The sequence below is a fragment of the Serratia sp. LTN-2 genome, assembly GCF_059740205.1.
In genome coordinates, this window is sequence record NZ_JCAXDO010000027.1 from 1 (window position 1) to 20564 (window position 20564).

Annotated in this window: 12 protein-coding genes and 4 pseudogenes; 3 read left to right on the forward strand and 13 right to left on the reverse strand. The window is 48.5% G+C overall.

Annotated features, from left to right (window positions below; genetic code table 11):
• Nucleotides 1–343, reverse strand: a 343-nt coding sequence (locus AC6BYQ_RS26155) for a transposase zinc-binding domain-containing protein (protein WP_498057764.1), incomplete at its 3' end; no start/stop codon positions are given.
• A gap of 374 nt (nt 344–717) precedes the next feature.
• Nucleotides 718–1131 (reverse strand): hypothetical protein, encoded by a 414-nt coding sequence (locus AC6BYQ_RS26160; RefSeq protein WP_498057765.1) that lies wholly within the window; start codon nt 1129–1131, stop codon nt 718–720.
• A gap of 175 nt (nt 1132–1306) precedes the next feature.
• Between AC6BYQ_RS26160 and AC6BYQ_RS26165 the strand changes: the two are divergent.
• A pseudogene (locus tag AC6BYQ_RS26165) lies at nt 1307–1447 on the forward strand (IS3 family transposase); the annotation flags it as partial.
• On the opposite strand, the pseudogene AC6BYQ_RS26170 reads toward AC6BYQ_RS26165, so the two are convergent.
• A pseudogene (locus tag AC6BYQ_RS26170) lies at nt 1447–2514 on the reverse strand (ISNCY family transposase); the annotation flags it as partial. The pseudogenes AC6BYQ_RS26165 and AC6BYQ_RS26170 sit on opposite strands and share 1 nt — an antisense overlap.
• Nucleotides 2515–2725: 211 nt before the next feature.
• Here AC6BYQ_RS26170 and AC6BYQ_RS26175 point away from each other — a divergent pair.
• Nucleotides 2726–2824: pseudogene (locus AC6BYQ_RS26175) on the forward strand (hypothetical protein); the annotation flags it as partial.
• A gap of 95 nt (nt 2825–2919) precedes the next feature.
• On the opposite strand, the pseudogene AC6BYQ_RS26180 reads toward AC6BYQ_RS26175, so the two are convergent.
• Nucleotides 2920–3027, reverse strand: a pseudogene (locus AC6BYQ_RS26180) (transposase); the annotation flags it as partial.
• A 703-nt stretch (nt 3028–3730) separates the two neighbouring features.
• On the opposite strand from AC6BYQ_RS26180, the gene AC6BYQ_RS26185 reads away from it, so the two are divergent.
• Nucleotides 3731–4894 carry a hypothetical protein gene (locus tag AC6BYQ_RS26185; RefSeq protein ID WP_498057766.1) on the forward strand — a complete coding sequence of 388 codons (1164 nt, stop codon included), beginning with the start codon at nt 3731–3733 and terminating at the stop codon, nt 4892–4894.
• Nucleotides 4895–4976: 82 nt separating this feature from the next.
• On the opposite strand, the gene AC6BYQ_RS26190 is transcribed toward AC6BYQ_RS26185, so the two are convergent.
• The 9 genes from AC6BYQ_RS26190 to tssA all read right to left on the reverse strand — a co-directional run bounded on the left by AC6BYQ_RS26190 (nt 4977) and on the right by tssA (nt 20560).
• Nucleotides 4977–8567, reverse strand: a complete 3591-nt coding sequence (locus AC6BYQ_RS26190; protein ID WP_498057767.1) for a hybrid sensor histidine kinase/response regulator — start codon at nt 8565–8567, stop codon at nt 4977–4979.
• 3 nt (nt 8568–8570) lie between these two features.
• Complete coding sequence (locus AC6BYQ_RS26195) at nt 8571–9200, reverse strand: response regulator (protein ID WP_498057768.1); 630 nt, start codon at nt 9198–9200, stop codon at nt 8571–8573.
• A gap of 10 nt (nt 9201–9210) precedes the next feature.
• Nucleotides 9211–10455, reverse strand: a complete 1245-nt coding sequence (locus AC6BYQ_RS26200) for a hypothetical protein (protein ID WP_498057769.1) — start codon at nt 10453–10455, stop codon at nt 9211–9213.
• A gap of 150 nt (nt 10456–10605) precedes the next feature.
• Entirely contained in the window at nt 10606–13194 is a 2589-nt protein-coding gene (gene tssH / locus AC6BYQ_RS26205) for an ATP-dependent Clp protease ATP-binding subunit (RefSeq protein WP_498057770.1), read from the reverse strand.
• Between the two features lie 12 nt (nt 13195–13206).
• Nucleotides 13207–16686 carry a type VI secretion system membrane subunit TssM gene (locus tag AC6BYQ_RS26210; protein ID WP_498057771.1) on the reverse strand — a complete coding sequence of 1160 codons (3480 nt, stop codon included), beginning with the start codon at nt 16684–16686 and terminating at the stop codon, nt 13207–13209.
• Nucleotides 16687–16700: 14 nt separating this feature from the next.
• Entirely contained in the window at nt 16701–17324 is a 624-nt protein-coding gene (locus AC6BYQ_RS26215; protein WP_498057772.1) for a DotU family type IV/VI secretion system protein, read from the reverse strand.
• Nucleotides 17321–18715: a type VI secretion system baseplate subunit TssK gene (gene tssK / locus AC6BYQ_RS26220; RefSeq protein WP_498057773.1), complete on the reverse strand. Its 1395-nt coding sequence runs from the start codon at nt 18713–18715 to the stop codon at nt 17321–17323. Before tssK ends, AC6BYQ_RS26215 begins: the two co-directional genes overlap by 4 nt.
• A 14-nt stretch (nt 18716–18729) precedes the next feature.
• Entirely contained in the window at nt 18730–19464 is a 735-nt protein-coding gene (locus AC6BYQ_RS26225; RefSeq protein WP_498057774.1) for a type VI secretion system lipoprotein TssJ, read from the reverse strand.
• Nucleotide 19465: 1 nt separating this feature from the next.
• Nucleotides 19466–20560 (reverse strand): type VI secretion system protein TssA, encoded by a 1095-nt coding sequence (gene tssA / locus AC6BYQ_RS26230; protein ID WP_498057775.1) that lies wholly within the window; start codon nt 20558–20560, stop codon nt 19466–19468.
• Nucleotides 20561–20564 lie beyond the last annotated feature (4 nt).

Consider the following 20564-nt stretch of genomic DNA (forward strand, 5'->3'; position numbering starts at 1 on the left):
ACAGGTCATTGAGCAGGGGCCAGTTGTTGTTGAAGAACGGCCACAGCAGGTGAGGCATGGTAAACGTGATGTGCTGCTGTTCGGCAATCCACTGCTCAGTGGCCTTGAGGCCACAACTGCTGCAGGCCTTGGACTTGCAGCTCTGGCAGAAAAAGCGGGAATGGGTGCAGTCCGGTGAGGCGCAGCAGTAACGGCGCACGCCCATGGCGCAGGTGCCGCAGGCGAGCATGCGCTCGACGGCGAGTTTGGTCCAGTCGCTGAGGGCGTCGTCGTGTTTGTCGAGATAGCGGCTCCAGCCGTCATCGTGCTGGAACAGCAGCTTTGCCGGTCGGGGGATATACATGGTGCAGAGTCTACAGGGCGGCAGGGAACAGGAAAAGGGCGTCGGCGCCAGCCGGCTCACGTCGCAGGCGTGCTCATTTTATGCGGGTGTTGCGGAAGGGGGCATGCGCCCCCGTGCGAGCTACAGGTCTGTCAGACGGCGTCGGCGTTGAGGTGAGGCTGTATCTTAAAGACGGTTGAGGCAGTAGCGCTGCCGTGCTCGCCCCGTAGGGGTGCTACGTTCAGCCTGCTTCAGGGCAAAAACAATCTGCTCTTCGGTGAATCGTGACTTTTTTATCGGCACATCCTCCGTTCAGGGGAGTCATTATCATGCCGAAATTCTGTTTCTGAATGGAGCAGGATTTTGGGTCAGGGTCACTCTATGAGATGTGTTTTTTAACTAAAAGGGTTTTTACCATCATATATGATGGTAATTTGATGAAAATATATATCATCCAATGAAATCACCTCTGTCACATGACTCCCAGAGGTGATGGGAGCTGAACTCAGGTAACGAGGACTATTGAAGACAAAAATAATGCAGTACATTGCACTTAACACGTATCTTTCTTCACCAAGAAACAAAAGGTTATGTGCATTCCGGCCATTCATAGCATCTTTAGCTAAGGTGAGATATACCCCTTTTTTGGCATTTGTTCCCCTCCGTTCACGATTTGGATTTGCTGATATTTTTCTTTGCATTTTTATCGCATTAAGTCCTTCCTTAGAAGTGTAATGAATGTAAACAATTTTCCCGTTAAACAAACCATTGTTGATGTGCATATTAATGCGATGGTCTTTACTGAACATAGTAGCTACTCCCATAAATTATAAGAAAATTTAATCGACTTATTTCCTCAGAACGTGACTGTAATGTCTTCAATGCATCGAGCATATCGTCACCATTCAACGAGCGCTGGTGTTGGTTTTCTGCGTCGCCGCGATGGACCATCACCGGCAGGTATTGCCTGTGAACGATTATTGTCGCGCCAACTCTTACTGTGGAGAAATCGGCCCGGTACCGGAAAATCTGCTCGCCCGGGATTTTAGTTCCTGCAGGCCAAATGAGAAGTGGCTGACCGATATTACGGAGTTCCAACTTCCGGCTGGAAAAGTCTATCTGTCGTCGGGGTAGTCATAAACCATGATTTTCTCGCCAGCAACCCGTGTATTTTCCTCTGTAGGTTCAACCAGATATAACATCTTATCGTATTGGAATGTCAGCGATTTTGAGAGGGTTCTAAGCTCCTGCCAGGCAAAGATATCATCCAGCGCCGCCGGCTGTTCGTTTACCGGCCGATGGAGATTTTTTGGGTATTTGGGGGCTTTGGCAAAGCGGCGGTTGAAATCCAGGATGAAGCTGTCCAGCCAAACATTGGCTTCTTCGATACTGCTGATGCTCTCGAGTCGCATCTCTTTGATTAATCGGTCCTGGAGCGTCAGGTTGGCACGCTCGACGCGGCCTTTGGCCTGGGAACTGTTGGCGCAGATGAGCTCGATGTTCAGGTCATGCAGAACGCGCCCAAACTGCGTCGTGCCGGTACGGCGAGTTTCAGCCTGGCTGACGCGAAAAACGGCATGCTTATCACTGTAGAACGCCACAGGTTTACCATGTTTATCAATATATTCCCGCGTCGCCAGCATGTAATCGAAAGCCGATTCCGTTTCACAGAACCGCAGGTGCATCAGCCGACCGGTAGCGTCGTCAATGTAAACCAACAGGCAGCATTTTGATGCGCGGCCTTCAAACCAGTCATGGTGAGAGCCGTCAATTTGAATAAGTTCGCCAAGACAGTCGCGGCGATAGCGTGGTTGATAGACCCGAGGCTTGCGTCGAGCGTGAGGAATCCAGAGACCGTCGGCAATCATCCAGTGGCGTACGGTTTCTACAGAGATCGATATTTGGTGGCGTTCGCTGAGCTTTTCTGTGGCTAGTGTGGGTCCGAAGTCGCTGTAATTTTCACGTAGCAACGCCAGAACATTCATTCTTAGTTGCTCCGGAAGATTATGATTTCCCGGTTTACCGCGTTTTAAGCTGGCAAGCCCTGGAGTTCCTGACAGTCGAAACTTATCCATCAGGCGCTGAACCTGACGGTCGCTGAGATCCAGCTGACTTGCAGCATCACGACGACGTAACCGTTTTTCACAAACAGACTGGATAACCTGGGCGCGAACTAACTCTTTATCAGACATAGTCACCAACATTTTTGGGATCCCTGGAGTCACAAAAGCGTAGAGCCTTTATGCCTGAAAAAGGGACATTTCTAAATGGTTAAAAAGTGACATTACTAAATTGGACTAACAACCTTGGTGCGTATAATGCTATTTATGTTAAATTACATTTATAGCTACGCACCAGGCTGCTATTATGCACAGGAGACTTTTATTAACGAAAACGGTAGGAAATTTATTCCAGAATGTGATGCAGTCCCTGAAGGTTGACTGGCTGACGCATACACCGGCAGGTAAGGATGGTACCCGGACGACGGCACGGTCCAAAGGTAATTATGCGACAGTATGCTGGCAGTCGGCCTGCCGATATGAAGATGTTGATTTGCAGTTATTGTGAGCCAGGTGGAATGGATGGCGAGTCGCTACACGTAGCCACTTGTAGAGGCTGTGTGCAGAAACGTCCAGACGGTCGCGTTCCGTTATCTGACGGACGGCTTCTTCCTTAAATTCAGGTGTAAAACGTGATGTGCCCATACGCTCCTCCTTGTATCTCAAAAGTGGATTACTATGAACTTGCTTAGATTTGGCAAAGCTTGTGCAGTCCGATTCCTCCCGGGGTTATTCAAGCCCGCAGCATAGCGATTGACGCACAGGCTGAGCTGTTCATCTGAAGCCCGAACAGTTGTCCGAACGTCAAATCGTATAACAATCAGCTGTGCACATTCCAGCCTGAACTCAGGGGTGAAAGTACGCTTAGTTTTCTTGTTCATTAAGTCACCTGTTTCATGTTGAGGCGAGAATATCACCTTTAATCAGTTGGCCAAATTTACTTGGCCACTACAGGGTAAGATCACACAGCCTACTATTGTGAAAAGTTATATAGCCCTTAGAGCCTATCCCGACAGCTTCTCAAGAATATAATATCGAATGGCATAAAATCACCATCTCACGCCCCATGACGAAAAAAATTTAAGACAAATAAGAAAATATCACCAAGTCTTTTACCACCGACTTCGACTAGAACATAATAACGATATCATCCGTTAACTTGGACTAACCGCGCCATTATAGGGTTATCTTTACTTATACTCATCATCATCATCATGATGTAAGTTACCAGTGTATGAATGAGTTACGGAACCAGGGGTCTCACTCTGAACACCATCTATCTGAACTGTTCAAATCTGTAGGAGCGGGATGATATTTTTCACTATTAATTCAATAGGATATTGATAAAATGTCTGTGTATACAATATTTTTTTGTGGTACAGGTTCAAACAGAACCGATAGCTCCAATGGAGCCAACAGCGACTTTTTTCACAACGGTGAATTAATATCAACCTTGGCCAGAAATATGAAGACAGCTCAATATAAGGATTGGATTATCGTCGATGGACCTGGCAGTGGCAATTTACAAGAGGGCGGTAAGTGGGTTAAGCCTGGTAATCACTGGGGGGTAACGGGTGCGCTACTCGGCAAAGGGTGGGAAAATAATGTTCAGCACGCGCTGGCAGTATTGAAAAAAGATAACAGCTATTTTGCCAATAAACCCGGTTATACCAAGCAATACTTACAATATGAAGTACGTCTATTCAATAAGGACATGCCTACTCAAGTAAATCTGGTTGGTTGGAGCCGCGGTGGTGTTACCTGCCATATGATGGCCAATGCCATGTTGAATGATCCAATGTTGTCCACCATACCTGTCAATATTTTTGCCATTGACCCCGTTCCAGGCCTAGGGCAGTTTGCCAAACATCGGACCATGATCGGGAGTAATGTCCGTGACTATTGCGTGGTTTATGCTCGTGACGAGCGCTCGCTGGGATTTGGACCGACACTACCAACATTGGGCAATACGGGTAAGACTCATATCTACGGTATGCCAGGCCGCCATGCTACCGTTGTCGGTAATGCATCCACCACGGGAGGAGGGGAACATTCCAGGCCAACCAACTACCCGCAACCCGGTGAGGTCGTACGTTGGATGGTAGAGAATAAATTAACCGAGTGGGGAGCCAGTTTAGGCAATCGGCTGGGGCTAACAGAAATGGACATTCTGGATCGCTATGATGATATGCTCAGACATGAACCAGACTATTTTAAAATGCGCAACAATGTATATACCGTAAAAAATCGCCTCTCTTCCGACCGGCACATTGGAGAAGACAGTAATTTTTCACGGACTAAATGGCATAATGTAAAAATGCTGCGCGAACCCTCCATTTACTCCTCTGGAACTGATGCCGTATTTATTAACAACCACCACATGAACCTATTTATCAATCTCGGCATAATTCATTGGAGTGAAGAAAATACCATTCGTAGATTCCCCGCCACCTGGAAACGAATTAAAAACCTAAATGCCATTAAAAAACAACAACCTGCGAACTCAGATTAAATAAATAAGAAAAAAGAGTACCATTAGGCTATGTGTTTCAAATTTAAGTAGGTGCCACTGGTGGTTGTTTGAAACACATAGACTAACTTACACAATTGATTTCCTCCTGCCGACTTATCACCTGTACCAGAAAATAGTTTGCACACTGCAATAACTTTTTAATGGTTTCGATATCATTCCGCTGCCCTTTCTCAATACGTAGACAAACGCGTATCCCCTGCTGGTACCCTAATAATGCAAATGCGCCTTTGATACGATGCGCATGATGCAACACATTCTCTGTCTGGGCAGGCAGGTGATCTAACGCGGCAATATCTTCCACTATTCCTTGTTCGAGCGCTTTTAACATACGCAGCTCCATTTTAAGATCCTGCTGTGCCAAGGAGCCGATTTCAGCAAATGTCAACTTGGGCTCACCATGAACCAACCGATAATAGCGGGAGATCTCTGCGATCAATTTTTTTTGTGTCAGCGGTTTGATCAATACTCCATCCATACCTGCCTCCTGGCAACGCACTAACTCGGTAGAGAAGGCATTGGCAGTATGTCCCAACACTATCATCGGAGGTAACTGCGTCTGCTTCACATATTCCCGTATCCACCCGGTCAATTCATAACCGTTCATTTCCGGCATTTGGCAGTCCGTTAACACCATGTCAAACCAATGATTTTCAAGTAGACCCATCGCCTGCTTAGCGCTCTCGGCCAAGGTCAAATGATGCCCGCTAGCGGTCAACTGTAAGGAAAGCACCTGCAGATTAGCCGCCAGATCATCCACTAACAAAATATTTAACGACTCATTCAGGTCATCACATCCTATATCACCACTTTCATCGCACTGGGGTTTTTCACTGCGTTTTAGCGGCAAGCGTAAGACAGCCTGTGTACCACCATTCTGATTCCCTTTGATTTCCAGCTCCCCCCCCATCAGCGAGCTCAACTGGGCAGAAATCGGTAATCCCAAACCGCTGCCACCTTTGCTCATGCTGTTATGCTCAACCTGAACATAAGGTAACAAAATAGCCTTATACATGTTTACCGGGATACCACATCCCGTATCGATCACCTGTAGGATCATTTCATCTTGTTGGTTTACTCTCGAGCTGACACAACTTACTGAGAATGTAATACCACCGTGATCGGTGAATTTCACGGCATTACTGAGCAAATTATTGACGATCTGCGTCACCCGGGTAGCATCCAATAAATGATAGGCATCAGGAGCCAGATCAATCTGTGTCGTGAAAGCGAGTCCTTTCTCCTTGGCCGCATACTCAAACGTTGCAGCCGACGTTTCCAAGACTTCACGCAATGCAACAGATTGCCAGTTCAGTACCACTTGCCCAGCCTCAATACGGGAAAAGTCCAGCACTGCACCAATGATGCCAAGCAGTGATACCGCCGCACGCCAGGCAATATGCACTGGTGCCTGAGGCGGTTGTCGTTTAACCTCCAACTCCAGAATGCCAATAATGGCATGCAGCGGTGTACGCACTTCATGGCTCATACGAGCAAGAAAATCCGATTTCTCATGGCTGGCTCGCTCGGCTTTATTACGTGCCAGCAATAACTCACGCGCCAGCTGTTTCCTTTCCGTTACATCAAACCAACCCCCAATGATCCCTTGTACCACGCCCTCGGTATCGCTATAGCGTTCAAACCACAGATAGACTTCGCGTGATTGTCCATGGATCATAATCTGGCGATCAGAAAAATGTACCGGAGCTCCCGCCAGACAGCGTAGAAAAAGCGTCCCGACCTCCTGTTCATCTGCCGGCTGTAAAAAGCACAGAGCAAACAAGCTTTGGCCAACCACCGTTTGATCTACGTAGCCCATTTCCCGTTGGAACCAGAGGTTGGCAGCAATGATATTCATCGAAAGATCACAAACAAACATGGGAGTCGGCATGTTGTTAAATAACGTTTCCCAATAGCCCAGTAAATTCTGCAGTTTCTTTTCAGCACGTTTTCGCCTGCAAATTTGACGTGCCAGGTAGCTTATCCAGAATACTGAACTCAAGGTAATCACTAACAGTACCCCGGTCCACATCATGTTCCACGGTGAAGTTTGTCCCCGATCGAAAGAAGTCACATTGGCTACCGAGAACCATTTCAGCCGTAGACTCCGCAGTTCATTGGGTTGTAAAGCGACAATCGCTTTATTAATAATCTCCAAGAGTTCAGGGTAATTTAACGCGACGCCTAACCGTTCAGCTTGCAGTGAATTATACAGGGATTGAATGGCAATCGTAGAACCGTATCGGCTGGCCTGCAAATAATTAGCACTGGCCAGATTCTCCAATGTGGCATCGGCCGCACCGGCCAAAAGCATATCAATACCTTGAACCGTGTTGTTAACTTCAAAAACATAAATCTCTGGCGTTTTTTTCAGCACATCTAATAGTGCATGTCCGCGCGGGATTGCAATTCTGCGATGCTTTAACTGCTCAAAATTATGGGGTGCATCACGTTCATTGCGGGTTATCATCACCCACTCAATCGTCCCATAAGGATCGCTGAACAGCAGTTTTTTTCGCCTCTCAGGCGTACCTATCAAAGACGGTGTTATATGTGCCTTTCCCTCTTTCAGCATGGCCAGCACATCATCAGCCCCTTCCGCAGCAATGAAGTTAAAACTGACACCGACCTTGTCTCCCAGTAAACGCAAAAGATCAATATCCAATCCGGTTATCTGGTTACTTTTATCTAAAAAGGAGTAAGGGGCATCTGAGCTGTTAATGGCAACATTAATCACTGGATGTGTTTTCAACCAGTCTCTATCCTTCTGCGAAAACACAATCGCATCGCGATTGCTCTCAATAGTCAAACCTGAAAGCCAACGCTCATAAATTTCGTTTCTAAGCGCATGAGGAATTCGTTCAAATATCGAGTTAATCAGCGTAGTTAAACGGCCTTGCTGATTGTCAACAAAGTTATATTTCTGTTCACCAAGTGAGAAATTATTGCGATAACCAAGGTCAGAAAATGGCCTGAAAGCCAATAGATAGGCAATCTGGCTTTGGCCATCCAAATAGGCGTCACTGTCATTATTCAGTACATCCTGGATCGCATTTTGCGCACTACCCGCTACCGTCACGCTTTTATAAGTCTGTTGCAGTTTACTCACCACATCAGGATGAATTTTCGGAGCAATGAGGATATTCATTACAGCCGGTTTCATGTTGAGATTTTCTTTACGGGTAAGCAAGGTGTAAGGTTGAACCATTATGGCATTACTTTCTTCCATTTTTTTTTCAAGTAACGAAGAGGTGGTGGAAGCAAGCAATTGAATATCACCCTGCTGCAATGCCGCTTGTGCCTGCGACATGGTATGATACATCCGAACTTCCAGTGGTATTCCCGCAATAGTCTGTAACAGGCTTAGATAATCGGCGTAAATGCCCTCTAATCTTCCATCCCAACGTAGGTTCATCAGGGGGGGATTAATATAATAAAGCATGCCGACTTTCAGGATACTGTACTGCTGGCGAAGTATTTTCACTTCAGTAATAGGGGTGACCGGGAGTTTTTTACTCACTTTAGAGTAAATTTCTACTGGCCAGCCCTGCGGTGGAGGTACCTCTCCATCATTATGGCTAAACAGACTCTGGCATCCACCCACGAATGGAAAGAACAGCAACAGCAAATATATCTGTAGTTTAAAAGATCTCACCCGTTATGCTCCCAGCCCAACCTGGTCCAGGTAACGATAAAAGGCCGCTTCATTTGCGATATCCAATTTTTTCATGGCACTGATTTTTTGTGCACTTATCGTCTGTTTAGTACGGTATAAACGTTGTGCAATTTCATTCACACTTTGGCCTCGGGCAAGCAGACGAATAACTTCCAACTCTCTGGTGGTCAAAACCTTCTCTATTTTTCCCAAAGGTGAAGTACGATAGCTCTCACTGAGGTAGGGTTCACTCTGCCCAGTGGTTGCATAAAGTCCTTTGGCCAGGTCATGTGAGAGGCTTCTCTTATTTAAAATAGCCTTAACTTTATACTTCATCAGCGAGGCAATAATATTGCGATCATTAATCATCGTGATCACGACTATTGGCAAGTGGGGATATTTCTCACGGATGCGGCAGATCATTCGTAAACCATCTTTTTGATTATCGGTAGGCATACTGAAGTCGGTAATCAACATATCTACCTCAGCCTCGGCTAACAGAGTGAATAACGATGAGACATCGTGCGCTTCACCCACGACTTGATAATTTTCCGGCAAGCTGGCCAACACGGCCCTTAACCCAAGCAAAAACACCGGATGGTCATCAACAATAATCACACGTCTGGTCATCATCCCTCCCCTGTTATTTCCGTTGCGTAATGTCATACATAATGCCCTCAATAAATTTACCGTCATCCAGCTTATTAGCAATCAAGGCCATCCTGATGTAATGGTATCCCCCGTCACCATCGGCGATCCGCAAATGCATCATGTGTGGCATCTGCGCATTCTCTACAGCAGCCTCTTTCAGTGCCGTAAGCCCTTGCCGATCTCCCTGATGCACCCAAACCATCAGTTGCGCCCAGGAAACCGGGGCCCGACCACAAGATAACCATACGGTTGAGCGACACCACTCAATGCGGCCACGAGAATCCAGCATAAAACGATTGACAATCTCTGGCTCCATCACTGCATTCAGCAATGAACAACACGCCTTGCCTTGCGATAAGGCCTGTGTCATCAAGCGCCAACGGCTGGCGATCAGCAGAGCAGGGAACCCCAGCACGACGCTATACCATGAAGCCATTTTCACACTTTCCAAACGGGAATGAGAAAGCACCGGGAATGGCCCATAGTCAAATATGCTCGCCCCTATGCTCCCAACAACGCAGAACGATAAAAAACCGCTCAACAAGCGCATCCCCCCCTGTACAACCAATAACAGCGGGACACTGATGGAGAAACACGCCCCCCCCAGCAACAAGACCTTTTCATCCATCGCCATGACTGGTTGACTAAATAAAACAACCATGATCACCCCAGCCAAAAGCACTCCCCAACAGTGTTCCTTTCTTATCGGATAACGTCCAAGCGTGATAAGGTAAATGACAAAAAAAGTTAAGGGTAAATAGCTCATCACATAACCGGTGACAATAGGAAACGAGATAGAAAGATCGACAGGATAGTTGAAAAGATAGAGTGTCCATTTTTCTAAGAACCGTTCAAAAATGCCACCGATAACACATAGCAAAGTCAACCCTATTACGTCATATGCACGCAATGGCGCATAATTGACGCCATAAAAAAATTGCCATACCAGCGCCGAGACGATAAAAGTAACCACATCGCTTGCGGCGAAGATAAGGGAAACACTGACCGGCCGGTTATACCATTGACTAACGATAAGATGGATAAAAAGGCCTGTCACTAACCACAATGGCCATTTACGCGGTGGCAGAACACAAACAATGCCCAATATTATCCCACCGGGAAACCACACCAACGATGATAAACTCCAAACGTCTCGTATCTGTAAGCTTAACAATGCCAAAGCGAAGCTAATTAGCACCAATACCAGCCAAATAAGCGCTATTTTCATTGTTTTCATCAAAAAGCCTTTTTTGATCAACCGTCACAACATCAAGCCAGCGAGATCAGGATACGCCCCTGAGAGACACAGTGGGTCAAATAGCAAGAAGGGAGTGAGCTATGCACCACCCGCTCCCAACCACTTAAGCAAAGAAAGGTCCTGTGTTGATTACAAAATATCTGACATATTCTCCATATATTTTTGCAACGATACGTCATTAACCCTGACCTCTCCTTTTTCAACAACTAGCGAAAGATCGCCAGAATTCGCCACTTCTCCTAGCAGGAGCTTATCGGATAAAAGCGGTAATACAGAATGTGACAATAAATTATCAATTTCTCTGGCACCACTCTCCGCAACCAGACAACGCTGAGCAATAAATGAAACCAGCTCATCGCTGTAACTTAGCTGGTGTTCAGTTGCCAAACGGTAACGTGCGACAATTTTGTCCAGTTTATGTCGTACAATGCTGAGCAATACCGCACCTTGAACAGGAAGATATGGGATCACCTGTAAACGCCCCAAAAACGCCGGCGTAAAAATTCGCTGTAATTCAGGTTGAATTAGCCTGTGGATATCCTCCAGCTGCGCCGGACGGACTTCTCCATCTTCTTTTACCCCGTGCTGGGTGGCGCGCATCACCAAATCAGATGCCACGTTAGTGGTGAGAATAATCAACGTATTGCGGAAGTTAATCTGTTGACCCTCAGCATCCTCCAGCATCCCTTTGTCAAACACCTGGAAAAACAGCTCCAGCACGTCATGATGGGCTTTTTCGACTTCATCCAGCAAGATCACGCTATAAGGCTGGCGGCGAACGGCCTCGGTCAATATTCCGCCCTGCCCATAGCCTACATAGCCTGGCGGTGCCCCCTTCAGGCCAGAAACAGAGTGAGCTTCCTGATACTCAGACATATTGATCGAGATCAGATTGTGCTCCCCACCATATAACTCTTGCGCCAATGCCAGCGCCGTTTCGGTTTTACCTATGCCAGAAGGGCCTGTCAACATAAAAACACCTGTTGGTTTCACCGGATCGGCAAGTTGTGCTTTGGCAATACGGATCTGCTGCACCATTCTATTCAGCGCATGTTGCTGCCCCATTACGCGCGCCCCGAGCCGCTCTGCAAGCTGCCCCAAAACATCACGCTCATTCTCTACCATGCGGCCCAATGGGATCCCCGTCCAACCTGAGACAACATCCGCCACACAGGCCGCATCGACGTAGGCAAACACAAACGCATGCTGGCGGTGACGCTGATGCAATTCTGCATGCAACCCGGCCAACAGCCCCTCATCCTGCGATTGATCATTGACGATAGCATCCACCAAGCGACGCTGGGTCTCATATTCAGGTAAAATACGCGCCAGGGATTCCTTTAGCTGAGCTTCCCGTTGTTGCAATTGCTGCAGCTTTACTTCATGCCCTCGTTCACACTGTAGTGCCACCCGCTCTGCGGCAAGGTTAGATTGCATAGCACGCAAGTCTTCAATCGGTGCCGGTTCATTACATTGAGAAACCGTCACCCTGGCACAAGCCGTATCCAGCAGACTAATGGATTTATCAGGTAATCGCCTGCCAGTAATATAACGGCTTGAAAGCTTAACTGCCTCGACAATCGCCTCATCCAGGATCCTGACGCCATGGTGTTTCTCCATTGCTGGCACCATCGCCCGTAGCATGGCTGTCGCCTGCGATTGAGAAGGTTCTGCAACGTTAATCACCTGGAAACGGCGTGCCAAAGCAGCATCTTTCTCAAAGTATTTTTTGTATTCCGCCCAGGTCGTAGCGGCAATTGTCCGCAACTCGCCACGAGCCAACGCCGGTTTCAGCAGGTTCGCCGCATCGTTTTGTCCAGCTTGTCCACCTGCGCCCACAAGGGTATGTGCTTCATCAATGAACAGGACAATGGGGGCCGGGTAACGTTTTACCTCATCAAGCAGCATCTGCAAGCGGTTCTCAAACTCACCTTTCACGCTGGCTCCTGCCTGCAACAGCCCCATATCCAAAGTAAACACTTCCACCGATGCCAATGCTGCCGGTACCTGACCTGCCACAATACGTTGAGACAACCCTTCTATTAGTGCTGTTTTTCCTACGCCGGCATCACCGGCCAGCAGAGGGTTGTTCTGACGGCGACGCAGCAGAATATCAATCAATTGCCGGATTTCCTGCTCGCGCCCCACCACCGGATCCAGCTGATTGTCGCGCGCAGCCTGAGTGAGATGGTGAGTATACTGTTTCAGTGCGGAGCCAGACTCTGTCTGCTCCGTCTTCTGCGCAGCCGGTTCATCCGGTTTATTGGCATCAAACCATGACGCCATCGCGGCCCCATTGGTCTGCAACAATTGCTGTACCCCCAGCGAGAGCAACTTTTGCAGTGACGGCGAGGCAACCAGCGTGGCCAGCAACGCCTGTGGACTTATCTGCCGGGCTTCCCAACGGCTGCTGGCATACATCCAACTGTTTTCCAACCAGTCGCTCAATGGCACAGAAAATACCGGGGGACGATGGTTGCCACTGCGTAATCCGGTTAAAGCACTTTGCACCGCCTCCAATAATTTCAACGGATCAATCTCGCCGCTACGGCAAACCTGTTCCATCATGGGCATCTGTTTTTCAAACAGCGCCATGAGCAAATGCTCAATTTCGACCTCATGATGTGTACGGCGTACTGCCAGGTTAGCCGCACTGTCGAGACACTGACGCAACTGCGGTGTTAGTTTACTGACAACGTGCTTTAGATAACGGCTCACTTTAATGCTCCTCTATTCGTTCCAATATGAGGTAATGTTCGTGGGTAGATTGGAAAGGCTGCCGGCCACAATTGCGGGTTCAATTAAATGCAATAATTGATCGTCCAGTTGATTACTTTTTTTCAGCAACGCCATATGTTGTTGTCGATCGTTTTGCCATTGCTGATACAACACGGCGACTTCACGGCTGCCACTGACCTGATAGCGCACGGTCACGCTATTAATGTTCAATGCCTGCAGTTCCTCTCGTTGTAGAGGGAATGCATCCGCTGCCAAAGTAAGTTCATTACGTGAAAATGCACGCATGAATTTAAGCATGCCATCCGTCCCCTCAAAGGATTTGCTCAAGGTAAAAGTCGGGAAACGCACGTCAACCTGAACACGGCTGCACGTTTGAGGACTCCAGCGCAGCATCCCGCTGTCATTGAAGTTCATACTGCTGAACTGCTGTATGCCTTCTTCACATTGCAGTGTTATTGCACTCCCTATTGGTAAGACTCGTGCCCCGGGATTTGCCGTTGCGGGCTGGCTGGTCAGTCTGGCCTCTACCCACGCGGCCTGCTCCTGCTGTGGTTGTGCCGCAACCAACTCACGTTCATTGGCCAGCAATGAACGTTTCTCCAGCAAGCGACGGCGAATACTCTCAGTGGAGGACAACACGCCTTTTGGCTCGATCAGTCCATTGATATAAAGAATAAACTCATCAGAAAATGGAAATGACACGCCCTCCATTACCTGGCGCTTAATTCCCTCAGGAAGTATCTGCAGAGCAAACCCGGCGGTATCGCGCACAAAACCATTGACATATTCATAGAGGCGCGTATTCAATTCACGCCCATCGATCAGATCATCACCCTGTAATTTCTCTATCGGCCAAATAACCCCTCGCTCCCACTGTGACTGCAAACGATGGGCGGTACGCAAAAAGGTATAGCGGAGTACCAGGTGTCCATCACCTTGCCATAACCGCCAGAGGACGTTATCTGCGCCCTCAGACGGCTTGTGTTGTGTTTCATTGCGCCACACAGAAAAACGATCGAACAGAGTACTCAGTTCGTCACCATTGCTGGCAATGTTTTGACTCCCGAAGGCCACTTTAACCATCTGTTCTGCTTCCTGATCGCCAAGCAACGCACGCTGACTGCTCATCTGCAGCGCTTGACGCCAGGCCCGGTAACGCGATAGTGCATTATCATCAAGACGGACCGATATCTGTGGTGAAATACCCAACCAGGACAATATCCGCTGCCGCAGCGAAATGTTGCCCAATGATACCCGTTGCATCATGCTGCTTTGCTGAACGACACGGTGCAGTTGCCATAGCTGATGTTGCGTGCGCAACCATGTCTCTTGATTTTCAGGTGCCACATCGCCAAGATCGCGTTCCATACGGCGTAGAAACTTCATATACGGGCTATCGTACTGCCCGGTCGCGAGGATCAACGAGCGCCAGTTTTCCGATCCTTGCACCAGGCGTTCTCCACGCGGCATGCCTTGAGCAAATGCAAGCCATGCGGCCTGCTGTTGTTGCTGATAAAGATAAGAGAACTGTTCCCACTGAGTGCCAAACCACACCGGCCGTGCTAATGCCTGCGCTAACTCAGCCATGATGCCACTGAATTCCCGGCTTCCTGCCTGGGTATATTGCCCCTGAATGAGGGCATCTGCTGAGGTGGCACTTTCTGCGCTTATTGGCCAGAAATCTGCCAATGTCAATGCATGTGTACGGGCAATGTCGCTATCGTTCAATAACCATTGCCAGTCGTTGCTTTGTTCCAGCATGGTCTGTAATACATCACGCCACTGCATCAGGTCTTGTTCTGCCTCTCCCAAACGCCAGGCCGCCAACCTAAGCGCCACATGCTGTTCGTCGCTTAACTTAGCGGGTTTACCACTTAACACGGCAGCAGACCAGACGGGTAATGTCTGCAATGTGGCCAACGACGCGCCTTGCGCCATGGCGTTTTCTGTATTGACAAAACGCGCCCAGTTCAATATCAGCTGCCGTTTTTGTATATTGTCTGCCAGCAAAAATCGCTTTATCAGCGTATCAGGCGTCGGCTTGAAAACTGCTACGTCAGCCTGGTGCATATACTCTCGAGCCGAGCGTTGTTCGATCGTATGAGTGACGGGATAGAACAACAAATGTGGCCATTTCTCCAACCTCCAGGTTTCTACCTGTTGATAACGCAGATAGCTCCGGCTCAACGGTAGCTGATGGTTAAAGCCATCAAGCTGGGCAACGCCGCGCCAGGTAACCGCCAGCGCATTGGCCGCTGCATACAGCCCACACAATACACCCACCGTCCACAACCCACGGTAGAGATATGTGCGCCAGCCAGGCAGACGCATAGACGGGTTAACCTGTGCCATTTCAGGCAGGCTCTCCTCCAACAGCCTCTGACTGAAAAAACTTTCTGGTTGCCCTTTTCCTTCAGGTATCAACTGAGCGCTGAAAAACAATCCACGCAACATGCTGTGCTGCTGATAGTGGTCGCTGTCAAATAACGCACTCATATAGCAACACAACGAGGACTGCAGTGCCGCCATCTGTTCAGGTAACTCAAACTTTTCGACCTGAGGCTGACCGCGTTTCTGGTTAAGCATCTTGAAACGCGCCATTTTCAGCGCATCAATAACAGAACTCAGGCTTTGATCTAAAGCACCTACAACGTTGCCATCCATCCTGGCGTTGATGAAATTACCCAGTAACTCACCGCGCGAAGCCGTGGGGAGCTGCAAGCACCAGGCAGTGAAACCCGGCATAACCTCGGAGTGGGTAATCATCAGCCAGACCGGTAAGCGACGTTCTAATCGTTTCTGTAAAGGCTCTATCTGCGCCCGCACAGCACGCGCAACAGCACACAACGTCTTGCTATCCCCTTTCAGTAACATCTCCATCGGCAGACAAACCAGTACCCCCGCAGGCCGACGTACTCTCCCCATCCAGCGGGTCAACTTGCCCCATGCCTGGGTATACAGTGAAGAACCTTCGGTATAACGCCCTGCAATCAGCAAATACATTGCACGCCGGAAAAACCACCAGCGGCAAGTCAATACGGATTTCATAGAAGAAGCCGCATAGCCATTTAACATTGGCATGATTTGGCTATTACTCAGCAGGCTCTGCTTGCCACTATTTTTTAACCCAACGACTAAAAACCACGCGGGCCGTACGTCCTGCCGTGACCAAAGCGTCAAATGACGATGCCAGCGTTGTAAACGACCACCTCGCCACCAGTGCCGCCATAAAAGACGTTGCAGATTATTGCGCCCACGGCATCTGAATAATGTTCGATGCCGCAAGCTGACGATCATTTTCGGCAATATGACAACGGTGGAACGTGCCACCAACCACAACAGTAAAATCCCCAGGAATAATAATAACCCGCCAACCGTCGGCCACGACATCGCCACGGAAATCATTAAGCTCGCGAGCAATAAAAAGATAATCAGGCACATCCAGACAATTGCAAAAAATAATTTTTCCATATCCAAATTCCGATTCAAACGCTCATATTCAATAGCCAGTAAACAACTAACAAATAGAGTGACGCCAGTGATAAAATAACCGGAAAAAGCTTGATGCGCCAATTCTTCCCATTCAAAGCATCAGGTTTAACATCCTTCAATCCAGGCAATAAATAGGGGTGCTCATCGGAAAGATAACTTTTATGTTCGTCCGGTAAGTTATCAATCTGTTGCTGAATAATATTATCCAGCAACAGATTATCATTATTATCATAACGGCCACGGAAACCACACAATAGACAAAAAAGATATACCAACCGCACCGGATAATTATCTGAACTTAATGTCGCCAGGCGCTCAAAAAAAGTATGCCCCCCCAACGCTGAGTCATAACGCTCCTGCTGCAACGATGCCAGGCGCCAAAGATGAAGAGCTTCTTTTTCAGCACATAAAATAGCCTCATCCGCCCATACGACAACGGCAAAAGATGCATCCTCGATATCTTTAGGCACATAACCTTGCAAACGCGCTCGATCCTGTGCCTGCATTAACGCCGATAACAGTTTTTGACGCGACACTTCCACCGATTCTTCCTGGTGCTGAATTGTGCGTAACACGCAGACGAACATCGGCATGAAACAGTCTAATAACGGCATCATGATGCACTCACCATCAACAACTCTGCTTGCATATCATCAGGTGCATCTAGCCAATGCAGCGCCACATGTTCACTCTCTTCAATCTGTTGCCACAGTGCACTGCGATTTTCGACCCGGAAATAACGTGTATTGGCGCGATTCGGCAACCCCTGTGGAGCCAACTCCTGATACCAGAGGCGAACCCCAGGTAAAGCTCGATTGACGATGTTGACGATGTGCTCTGCCGCCGCCATTTTAATCAATCGATCATCAGGCAGTTCGTACTCTCCGTGTGCAAAATGTTCTGAACGTAGTGCCAGATAAACACGCACTGGCTCGCCAGTTGAAAGAAATTGACTGGTCGCGTAATAACTGCCGTTTTGCAGTCGCAGGGGGATAACCTTATTGGGTTCAAGCACTAATGCATTCAATAAATCAGTAATGGTACGCTCAGCGCAGGCCAGCGTTTCAGCTAAATCAACGTGCTGATATTTCAAAGGTTTATCCCCATTGCCATGCCATTCCCCTGTGAAGGTACAACGGTCGGTAAAACAGGAAAGCTCAGCGATCAGTTGGCGCAGAACACCAAATACCTCCCACGGATGAACATCACGGGATTCACAGTAATGATGCAAACGAATGACATGCCGCACCAATGTGCGTAATGCGAGCAGCAGGCTGTTCTTTTCCTGAGTATAAACATCACCTCCTAATGTCTGAGGCCGCTTTAACTCTTCCAACTGATGAACCCGTCCGCTGAGTTCCTGATATATCTGCTCCACTCGCTGCCATAACTGTGGGACGGCAGCGATCGTCATACAAGGTGGAAAATAACCGTTATCCAGTTCAATACCATCCGCGCCATAACGTAATTGCCCAACAGGTAACAGCGTATATCCTGTCGACTGCTCAATTTCATCCTGTAGGAAAAAACGCAAGTTGTAAGTCAGTTGCTGCACTTCAACCTCTGGCCCTTCGGCATAAACATCTCGCATAAGCTGCTCGTTGGGCCAACTGACCCACCGACTGGCGACGGCACGGGCCCCTTCAGCATCCGCCACCCCAGAAACATTACTTTGGTTATGACTCACAGCGCGTAATCCCACATAAATACGCAGTGGTTTTTCACGCACTGGGCAACTTTCACGTAGTGAACGTGGCGAAAGTACAGCATTCACCGCACAATCCACATAACAGCCATCAGGAAATACGAACGCTGCATGATGAGTGCTGAGCACGTCATCGTGCAGGGCTGCCTGATTAAATAACAACCGTACCACGCCAAAAGCGTGGGGTTGCGTTAACAACTGATGACGCCCACACCAATATTCGTGATATAGCGCTTGAGCCTGAAAATGTTGCGGTTGCAAGTACAAACCTGAATACCAATACGTTGGTTTATGTTCAAACATGATGTCCCCCGGTATTAACCTGCGTCCGCAACGGCAGGGGCTTGTAGCATAGGGACTGTCGATCCCATTGATTCAAGCACCTGCAAACCTTGCTTTATGGCCGGCCAAGAGGCCTTCCCTCCATTGTCTTCCGTCGCTGTTTGTTGACCGTAATAGACCACGTCATCTCCTTTTTCACCGGCAAACACCTCACTACGCACAATCGTCTGCCGCCCCAGCGTCAAGAAGATACGCAGCGGGATATATTCAGCCAGCCAACGTTTATGCCACAGCCCCTCTTGGGTCAGGCCTATCGGTAAAGGGTATATTCGGCTATGGGTAAGGTCTGGTGCTGGGTAATATCCGGCAATCACCGCAACATAGTTCGCCCTCTCCACGCGATCAATATGCAGGGAAACCGATTGGCCTGGCATCATCACATAACTATCGAATTGCAACAGCCCCTCAGTCACCCCGGTTCTATTAAATAAGCTGCGTAACAATACCGGGTTAGCCATAAATTTATCCAGCGGCTCCCGACCGTGCGCTTGCGCAATAATCACCGTGACACTGTTAGCAAGGTTATTAAATGCATTCATCAGTGGATCAGACGTAATTTCCAACCGAATGGCATTGCTGGCATATATTGCTTTAGCTGCGTCAATAGCTTGCTGATGCTGTCCATTTTTTGATGGCGAGCTACAACCACTGATGACGAATAACAGTGTCAGTAATACCCCACTCTGCTTAAAGGTATAGCGAATCGACATATTAACTCCCCTGTGTATTATCTGACTCTCGGCCTTTCATTGCCAATATTATTTCCCGCAATGCCGCCGCATTATTATCTTCCATCATTTCTTTCAGCCACTCCTCCATACCCATATTTGCCCAGCGGGCAGCACGCTCCAATAAATAAGGCACAGGACTGGTTGGTTCATTACATCGGAAATAATGGGCAATCTTCAGTAGTTGTCCAATAGCCATTGACCGGGTCTGGTGATGCTCGCCACTTTCCGTCAATCCGTTGCCGTTAAAACCAGGGTTGACATTCCCCATGGCCGTTATGTTTTCTGCTCCCAAAGCCAATTCCGGTGCCACTACATCACGAAAACGGCGCAATAATTCACATATCTCCTGCAATCGTTGACGGCTGGTGCCCATCATCTCACCGGCCCCCGAGAACAGCTCATCCACAGTCTGGCGCAACGTATCCAGTTGCATATTCAACTGCTCGACCTGCTCAATTTTGAGCATCAAACGTTCAGCTGAACTGGCGCGAATACTGCTATCGCATTCGTCCATGCCGAAATAACCGTCTGCCATCAAGGCCGCCCGCACCCCACTATCCACGGCAATACGCCGCTCAAAATATTGCACTAGCTGCCAGACACTCAGGTTGATCAAAGCGTCGTCCGTGAGCGGCAAACGGTCTAACTGCATGCTCAGCGTAGCGTCCAGCCATTGCAATCGGCTCAGGCGCATCTGGGCTGGTTCTTCTGCATCCTCGTCGAGTTTTGGCCACAGTGTCGGCCAAAAACTCGTCAATAGGCGGTGAATCAAAGTCAGCCCTGAGACCATGCCTTCCAGGCTGTACAACTCCCCCAGCGACTGGGTTAACCAACAGGCAATCTGCAGGTCTTTACTCTGTGTCTCCAACACCTGTTGGCATAAAAGTGAAACCTGTGACCAGTCGGCACTGCGCGCTGAACATTCCCAGGCGCTATCTGGGAGCATACCTTCATCGCTCTCACGAGCCTGGCTGATTTGCTCGAAAACAGCCTCGTATTCAATGTCACACCCTGCAGGTACCGTGTCTGAAATCGGCTGCAGAAAACGCTCAATATCGGTTTGTACCGCGTTCATCTGC